Annotated in this window: 8 protein-coding genes; 3 read left to right on the forward strand and 5 right to left on the reverse strand. The window is 68.2% G+C overall.

Annotated elements, in window-relative coordinates; translation table 11 throughout:
• Window positions 1-156: 156 nt before the first annotated feature.
• Window positions 157-1275, forward strand: coding sequence for a hypothetical protein (locus QH470_RS00095; RefSeq protein ID WP_280270156.1), 1119 nt, complete (start codon window positions 157-159; stop codon window positions 1273-1275).
• A gap of 4 nt (window positions 1276-1279) precedes the next feature.
• Here the strand turns inward: QH470_RS00095 and QH470_RS00100 are convergent, their stop codons facing one another.
• The 5 genes from QH470_RS00100 to QH470_RS00120 form a co-directional block, all read right to left on the reverse strand.
• Window positions 1280-2263: an aldo/keto reductase gene (locus QH470_RS00100; protein WP_280270157.1), complete on the reverse strand. Its 984-nt coding sequence runs from the start codon at window positions 2261-2263 to the stop codon at window positions 1280-1282.
• A gap of 230 nt (window positions 2264-2493) precedes the next feature.
• Window positions 2494-2655 (reverse strand): hypothetical protein, encoded by a 162-nt coding sequence (locus QH470_RS00105; RefSeq protein WP_280270158.1) that lies wholly within the window; start codon window positions 2653-2655, stop codon window positions 2494-2496.
• Between the two features lie 191 nt (window positions 2656-2846).
• Window positions 2847-3293, reverse strand: a complete 447-nt coding sequence (locus tag QH470_RS00110) for a MarR family winged helix-turn-helix transcriptional regulator (RefSeq protein ID WP_280270159.1) — start codon at window positions 3291-3293, stop codon at window positions 2847-2849.
• Entirely contained in the window at window positions 3290-5131 is a 1842-nt protein-coding gene (locus QH470_RS00115; RefSeq protein ID WP_425302558.1) for an MFS transporter, read from the reverse strand. Before QH470_RS00115 ends, QH470_RS00110 begins: the two co-directional genes overlap by 4 nt.
• 93 nt (window positions 5132-5224) lie before the next feature.
• The gene (locus tag QH470_RS00120; protein ID WP_280270160.1) at window positions 5225-6097 is read right to left on the reverse strand and encodes a LysR family transcriptional regulator; all 873 of its coding nucleotides are present in this window, start codon (window positions 6095-6097) and stop codon (window positions 5225-5227) included.
• A gap of 124 nt (window positions 6098-6221) precedes the next feature.
• Between QH470_RS00120 and QH470_RS00125 the strand changes: the two genes are divergently transcribed.
• Complete coding sequence (locus QH470_RS00125; RefSeq protein ID WP_280270161.1) at window positions 6222-7664, forward strand: form I ribulose bisphosphate carboxylase large subunit; 1443 nt, start codon at window positions 6222-6224, stop codon at window positions 7662-7664.
• A gap of 14 nt (window positions 7665-7678) precedes the next feature.
• The coding region (locus tag QH470_RS00130; RefSeq protein ID WP_280270162.1) for a ribulose bisphosphate carboxylase small subunit at window positions 7679-8035 on the forward strand (357 nt) is incomplete at its 3' end.

Genomic DNA, 8035 nt, shown 5'->3' on the forward strand with positions numbered 1-8035 from the left:
CGGGCGGCGGCGCCGCCCCCCCCGCCCGCGCGGCCGCCGGCCCCCGGGGGGGCGCGGGGGGCCCCGCCGCCGCCCCCCCCCCCCCCCCCCCCCCTGTCTCGCGAGCATCCCGTGCGAGGTCGGCGCGCACCGGTTACGGTGTGTTCGAGCGCGGGTGTGACGGGAACCGTGGCCGGACGCGGTTTCCGTAGCGGGAGGGAGTTCGATGAGCACGATCACGCCGAATTCGAGCTGTTCCCACCCGGATTCGACCCCTGCGCGAACGGCACGGCACCGGCATTGAGCCGGATCGACGCCGAATTCGGCGAGTCGTCGGAACCCTCACCGGCGCGGCGCTTTTCGGAGTGCGCGCCGCGGCGGCTCGGGTGCGAGCGCACCGCGCCGAGCACGCGACGGGAGGCGGTCGCGACCCGAAGCGGCCGGGTGTCCCGGCCGGAAAGCGCAGTCGCCCAAGCCTTCACCCTGCCCGTGCCGGTGGTCGACCGGCTGCTGGCGGGCGCCTCCCGCGCCGGGCTGACGTTCGACACCCTGGTGACCACGGCGTGGGCGCTGGTGCTGGCGCATGTAACGGGCAGCGACGACGTGGTTTTCGGCATCGCCTCGGCGCTCTGCGCGACCGGTTCGGGCGCGGCGCGCACGGTGCGGCTGTTCGACACCGCGACCGTGCGTGCCCGGCTGCGCCCCCGGCAGACACTCGCCGAGCTCGCGGCCGGAATACAGACCGCCCCGTCCGAAACATCGGATACCGCGGTGCTTTTCGTGGACGTCCCGCCCGATGCCGACGATCCGAGCGAGCACGGGACCGAGATCCACTCGGGCACTACCGCTTTCCTCGACAGCCACACCACGCTGGTGGTGGTGCGGCCGCGCGCCGGGCGGCCGTCCTTCCGGCTCGTCGTGCACCCGGCGCACGTGGCCCGGTTCGGGTACGCGGAGCGATGGTGGGACCGGTTCTACGCCGCCTGCACCGCGCTCACCGACGTCCCCGGGCGGACGGTCGCGGCCACCGACCTGCTCCCAGGGGACGAACGGCGCACGGTGCTGAGCTGGAGCGAGCGGAGAATCTTCGTCCTGGACCCCATGTTGCGCCCGTCCCCGCCGCTGGTGCCGGGCGAGATCTACGTGTGCTACGACCAATTCGCGAACGACGAGCACGCCGCGCGGACGGCCGCACATCTCGTCGCCTGCCCGTTCGGCCCGCCCGGCACCCGGATGTACCGGACGGGGGAGCGGGGCCACTGGGACCGTTCGGGCACGCTGCACCCGAATCGGTGACGGTTCACTTCCCGGCGGCGCGGGCCAGTTCCTCCGGGTAGCGCGCACCGGCGACGGCGGCCGCGGGTGCGGCGGCCTCGATGCGGGCCACGTCGTCGGCGCTCAGCTCGATGTCGACAGCTGCCACGTTCTGCTCGAGATAGGTGCGGCGCTTGGTCCCCGGGATCGGCACGACGTCCGCGCCTCGGCTCTGTACCCACGCCAGCGCCAATTGCCCTGCGGTGACGCCCTTCTCCTGGGCCAGCTCCCGCAACGCGGTGACGATCGCCAGGTTGCTGTCGATATTGCCGTCGGCGAACCGGGGCAGGCGGCGGCGCATGTCGTCGGCGGGCAGATCGTCGGTGGAGGTGATGGCGCCGGTGAGGAAACCGCGGCCCAGCGGAGAGAACGGCACGATGCCGATGCCCAGTTCGCGGCAGGCCGGCACCACTTCGGCCTCGATCTCGCGGGTCCACAGTGACCATTCGCTCTGCAGCGCGGTGACCGGATGCACGGCGTGCGCGCGGCGGATGGTGGCCGCGGACGCCTCGGAGATGCCGAGGTAGCGCACCTTCCCGGCGGTCACCAGCTCCGACAGCGCGCCCCAGGTCTCCTCGATCGGCACGTTCGGATCGACGCGGTGCTGATAGAACAGGTCGATGTGGTCGACGCCGAGCCGGGCCAGCGACGCATCGGCGGACTGCCGCACGTAGGCGGCGTCGCCGCGCGCGCCCATCGACCCGCCCTCGCCCCACACGATGCCGAACTTGGTCGCCAGCACCACCTGGTCGCGCCGGTCCGTGATGGCCCGGCCGACGAGTTCCTCGTTGACGCCGGCGCCGTACACGTCGGCGGTGTCGAGCAGCGTGACACCGAGATCCAGCGCGCGATGGATGGTGGCGATCGACTCGGCGTCGTTGTCGCGCACGCCGTAGGCCTGGCTCATGCCCATGCACCCGAGCCCTTGCGCACCGACGGTCAACTCGCCGAGTTTCCTGGTCGCGATCATGCGGACGGTCCTCCTTGATAACACCGGATCCTGGTGAGCACGCGCCCACCCCTCACCGACGCTACGACCCGGAGCGAACTCCAAGTCAAGAGTTGTCCACCATCCACCATTCCGGCAGACGGGTTCGCCTTACCCATTCCGGCAGACGGTTCGCCTATCACCCATTCCGGCGTGTTCTTGGCCGGAATCTGCGTGCGAGATTCCGGCCAAGAACCGGCCGGAGTGGCGTACTAGAGGGCGCCCGGTGCCGGGCGGCGTTCCGCGGGCGCTTGCATCACCTGCTGCCACCACGACGAGAGTGGACTCGGTTCGGGCCAGACTACGGCCTCGTCCGGCGCCGCCTCGTCGTTCTCGGGCGAGACGGTCGGAGTGATATTGGAGCGGACAGTCATCACGGTTCTCCTCCGGAAACAGTGACGAGCTCCGGAAGCCGCGCTGCTACAGAGGGTTTCGGAGCTCGAACCTCCGGCTCACCACGGTGTGAGCAACCCAGATCTTTGTCAGCAGAAGTGATCTTTTTCTATCAGATTTCGCAATATTGCGCAGCCACAACGGCATACGTGACCGAGAAAAGTGAGCAGAGTTACTCGTCGAGCAGATCGACCAGCCTGGTCATGGCGGTAGTGAGCAGTGCTCGCTCGCCGGGTTCCAGATCGTCCAGCGCGGCCGCGAAGCGCTGGATGCGGGCCGAGGTCAGGCCGTTGACCAGGGCGTGTGCGGGTTCGGTCGCCGTCAGCAACTGCGCGCGGCCGTCCACGGGATCGGCCGTGCGCTCGATATAGCCGACCTTCTCCAGGCCCGACACGATCCGTGACATGGTCGGCGCGGTGACGCGTTCGGCCGCGGCCAGGTCGCCCAGCCGCATCGGGCCGGTGCGCACCAGCGACGCCAGCGCGGAGGCCGATCCGGGGCTGAGCGATCCCAGGTCGCCGGCGCGGCGCAGCAGCCGATTGATCCGGCCCAGCGACAGATAGAGATCGGCCGCCTCGGCGAGCTGCTCGGCGCTGCGCGTGCGCTCCTGCTGAATCATCCTGACTTCGCTCCTACCCGAGTCGAGGCCGTGCCGGTATTGCCCGATTCGGCGCGGTCCGTTTCAGCAAGTATGCCCGCACGCTCCGCTTGGGCGAGTTCCTCCCGCTCGTCCACGACGTACCGCCCGCCCGCGAACCAGGACGCGATCGCGCCGATCAGCATCATGAGCGCGGCGCCGAGGAAGACCACCACGAGTCCGGAGTGGAACGGGCCCGAGATCAGGTTCGGGAAGAACTCCTGACCGGTGAGCACGTCGGCGTGCACGCCGGGCTGGTCGAGCGTCCCGGTGGGGCCGAGCAATTCCTTGAAGGGGTTGTACCCGAGGAAGGTGGCGAACAGGCTGCCCACGGGCGGCATGTCGGCCACCTGGCCGGCCACGTCGGCGGATACGCCCTGGCTGCGCAGCCCGGAGTCCATCGCGCCCGGCAGCGTGCCGGACAGGCCGACGATCATCAGCGAGAAGAAGATTCCGATCGACAGCGCCATGCCGCCGTTCATCAGGGTCGCCCGCATGCCGGAGGCGACGCCGCGCTGCGAGGCCGGCACCGCCGACATCACCTCCGCGGTATTGGGCGAGGCGAACATGCCCGAGCCGAGCCCGTTGAACAGGATGACCAGCGCGAACACCCAATAGTTGAAGTCGACCGGGATCACCACCAGCAACACGAAGGTGACGGCCACGATCGCGAGCCCGCCCGCGGCGAACGGCCGCGCGCCGTAGCGATCCGACAGCCAGCCCGAAACCGGCCCCGCCGCAAGGAAACCCACGGTGAGCGGCAGCATGTAGATGCCCGCCCACAGCGGCGTGGACTCGTAGTCGAAGCCGTGCAACGGCAGCCAGATGCCCTGCAACCAGATGATGAGCATGAACTGCAGCCCGCCGCGCCCGACCGAGGACATCAGGCTGGCGAAGTTGCCCAGCGCGAAGGTGCGGTTGCGCAGCAGCGACATCTGGAACATCGGCTGCTTCACCTTGGTCTCGATGTAGCAGAACGCCACCAGTAGTGCGATGCCGCCGAATACGGCTCCCAGGACCCACGGGTTGGTCCAGCCGGTCTTGGAGCTGCCGTGCGGCTGGATGCCGTAGGTGATGCCGGACAGCAGGGCGGTCAGACCCAATGCGAAGGTCAGGGTGCCGGGCAGATCGAGCGAGCCGGGCGTGCGCACGCCGTTGTCGTGCAGCGACCGGTAGGACCAGACGGTCCCGATGATGCCGAACGGCACACTCACCCAGAACACGGCCTTCCAGTCCCATTCGGCGAGCAGGCCGCCGATCAGCAGGCCGAGAAACGACCCGGCGACGGCCGCGACCTGGTTGATGCCCAGCGCCACGCCGCGCTGCCGGGCGGGGAAGGCGTCGGTGAGGATCGCCGAGGAGTTGGCCATCAGCATGGCGCCGCCGACGCCCTGGATGACCCGCCACACGATCAGCCACATCGCGCCGCCGCCGAGGTCGAACGGATCGAACGACAGCGCGATCGCCGACAGCGTGAAGACGACGAAGCCGAGGTTGTAGATGCGCACCCGGCCGAACATGTCGCCGAGGCGTCCGAACATCACGACCAGCACCGCGGAGGTCAGCAGGAAGCCCATGATGAGCCACAGCAGGTAGCTGACGTTGCCGGGCGAGAGCGGGTTGAGGTGGATGCCACGGAAGATCGCCGGCAGCGAGATGATCACGATCGAGGAGTTGATGGTGACCATCAGCATGCCCAGCGTCGTGTTCGACAGCGCCACCCACTTGTAGTGCGGGTGGTCATGATCCACGCGCAGCCGGCGGCGGATGGTCCGGACGTCGCCGACGTCGACGCCGCCGGGAGGTTGAGCGGAAGTCAAGAGCGTCCTTCCAGGTAAATCGAGTGGACGGAACCTCTTGTCAATATAGTTGTAGGCCGCTAACTAAATAAATACGGCGACGAATGGAATATGTCACAGCCGGAAGACCGCGGCCCCCACCTGCTCGGCATCGGTGAGATGGGCGACGAACAGGCGCGCGGCCGGGGTCGGGGTCCGGGTGGTGACCGCGTGCCAGGGCCGATCCAGCGGCGTGCCGTCGACCGCCAGCACCTCCAGTCGCCCGCTCGCGACATCGTTCTCGATGGCGTCGCTGTGAATCAGCGTGATGCCCAAGCCTTCCCGGGCGGCGGCGAGCACCGCGCCGTGCGAGCCGAGGGTCAGCGTCGGCGGGCGGATCTGCAGGCGGTCCAGCAGGGCGAGGGTGGTTTCGCGGGTGCCCGAGCCGTGGCCGCGCAGCAGCCAGGTGGTGGTCAGCGGGTTCGGGCAGTGGCCGGGCGCGCCGACCACGACCAGGCAACTGGGCCGCCGGGCGCGGACGACCAGGCCCGTGTCGCGCGGCGGGCGGCCAGCGATGACGAGATCCGCCTCGTGGTGCAGCAATTCGAGGAACAGCACATCGCGGGGCTGGATCGACAGGCCGACCTCGATGTCGGGGTAGCGGTCCCGGAACGACACGAGCGGGCGCAGCAGCACGTACTCGCCCGCGGTGGCGACGACGCCGATGCGCAGGCGTCCGGTCTCGGCCCGGCGGACCGCGGCCTGCGCCTCGTTGATCAAACCCAGGATGCTGCGGCAGTATTCGGCGTAAACCCGGCCGGCCTCGGTCAATGTGATGCCGCGCCCGGATTTCGCGATCAATTTCGCACCGAGCTGTTTTTCGATGTGCGCGACGGCGGCGGAGGCGGCCGCCTCGGTGATGTGCAGTTGCGCAGCGGCGCGCCGGATGCTGTTGTGACGAGCCACGGCGAGAAAGGTTTCCATTCGGATCGCACTCACCGTCCCCATCGTCAGACGGTAGCAAACTCAACGATTCGATTGAGCGAGACGAGAAACAATCGAATTGTTCGGCCACACCGGCGGAGTTCATGCTTGAGCTGCACGGTGCCACCCGTGACCAACAGGAGGAACGATGGCCGACGAATCAGCACGCGACCGCTGGGATCCGGGCGTTCAGTCCTATGCCTCGATGGGTTACTACGACCCCGGATACGAACCGAGCGACACCGATGTGCTCGCGGTGTTCCGGGTGACGCCGCAGCCGGGCGTCGACCCGGTCGAGGCATCGGCGGCCGTGGCGGGCGAATCCTCCACCGCCACTTGGACGGTCGTGTGGACCGACCGCCTCACGGCGAACGATCGGTACCGCGGCAAGTGCTACCGGGTGGACGAGGTGCCGGGCCGGCCGGGGGAGTACTTCGCGTATGTCGCCTACGATCTGGATCTCTTCGAAGAGGGTTCGATCACGAATCTGACCTCCTCGGTGATCGGCAACGTCTTCGGTTTCAAACCGCTGAAAGCATTGCGGTTGGAGGACATGCGTATTCCGGTGGCATACGTCAAGACCTTTCCGGGTCCGCCGCACGGTACCGTGATGGAACGGGAGTATCTGAACAAGTACGGGCGGCCGCTGCTGGGCGCCACGGTGAAACCGAAACTCGGTCTCTCGGCACGCAACTACGGCCGGGTGGTGTACGAGGCCTGCCGGGGCGGTCTCGATTTCACGAAGGACGACGAGAACATCAACTCGCAGCCGTTCATGCGATGGCGTGATCGTTACCTTTTCGCGATGGAGGGCGTAAACCGGGCTATCGCGGAAACAGGTGAGCTGAAGGGACATTATCTCAATGTCACGGCCGCGACGATGGAGGACATGTACGAGCGCGCGGAGTTCGCGAAATCGCTCGGCAGCGTCGTCGTCATGATGGATCTCACCGTCGGATACACCGCGATGCAGTCGATGTCGAATTGGGCGCGCCGCAACGGCATGCTGCTGCACCTGCACCGCGCCGGGCATTCCACCTATACCCGGCAGAAGACGCACGGCGTCAGCTTCCGGGTGCTGGCCAAGTGGTGCCGGTTGATCGGCGTCGACCATCTGCACGCGGGCACGGTGATCGGCAAGCTCGAGGGCGACCCGCACACGGTCAAGGGGTTCTACGACACCTTGCGCGACAACCACATTCCGGCGAATCCGCGCAACGGCATCTTCTTCGACCAGCACTGGGCGAGCCTGCCCGGCGTGATGCCGGTCGCGTCCGGGGGTATCCATGCCGGGCAGATGCATCAGTTGCTGGATCTGTTCGGCGACGACGTGGTGCTGCAATTCGGCGGCGGCACGATCGGGCATCCGATGGGGATCGCCGCGGGCGCCGAGGCGAACCGGGTGGCGCTGGAGGCAGTTGTCAAGGCGCGCAACGAGGGTCGCGACCTGCTGAAGGAAGGGCCGGATGTGCTGCGCCGGGCGGCGGAGCTGTGCCGCCCGCTCGACGCCGCGCTCACCACGTGGGGCGATGTCACCTTCGACTACACCTCCACCGACGCGCCCGACGCCGTACCCACCGCCAGCCGCTGAAAGCCGAGGTCCCCATGTATCTGCGTCAGGGAACGTTCTCCCACCTGCCCGCCCCGACCGACGCCGACATAGCCGCCCAGGTGCGGTACGCGCTGCTCAACAACTGGCCGGTATCGATCGAGTACACCGACGACCCGCATCCACGCAACGTGTACTGGGAAATGTGGGGCCTGCCGCTGTTCGACCTGGACGAGCCCGACGGTGTGCTCGCCGAACTCGAGGTGTGCCGGACCACGTTCCCGCGCCACTACATTCGCGTCACCGCCTACGACGCGAGCTACGGCAGGCAGACGACGGCCCTGAGCTTCCTGGTGCAGCGTCCGGCCGAGGAGCCGGGGTTCCTGCTGACCCGGGTGGAATCCGACGACCGC

Source organism: Nocardia wallacei (genome assembly GCF_029868745.1).
GTDB classification, from domain to species: domain Bacteria; phylum Actinomycetota; class Actinomycetes; order Mycobacteriales; family Mycobacteriaceae; genus Nocardia; species Nocardia wallacei_B.

Excerpts from the sequence above, each read along its gene's own strand:
- QH470_RS00100 (WP_280270157.1), bottom strand. The coding sequence starts at position 2,263 with ATGATCGCGACCAGGAAACTCGGCGAGTTGACCGTCGGTGCGCAAGGG.
- QH470_RS00105 (WP_280270158.1), bottom strand. The coding sequence starts at position 2,655 with ATGACTGTCCGCTCCAATATCACTCCGACCGTCTCGCCCGAGAACGAC.
- QH470_RS00110 (WP_280270159.1), bottom strand. The coding sequence starts at position 3,293 with ATGATTCAGCAGGAGCGCACGCGCAGCGCCGAGCAGCTCGCCGAGGCG.
- QH470_RS00120 (WP_280270160.1), bottom strand. The coding sequence starts at position 6,097 with ATGGGGACGGTGAGTGCGATCCGAATGGAAACCTTTCTCGCCGTGGCT.
- QH470_RS00125 (WP_280270161.1), top strand. The coding sequence starts at position 6,222 with ATGGCCGACGAATCAGCACGCGACCGCTGGGATCCGGGCGTTCAGTCC.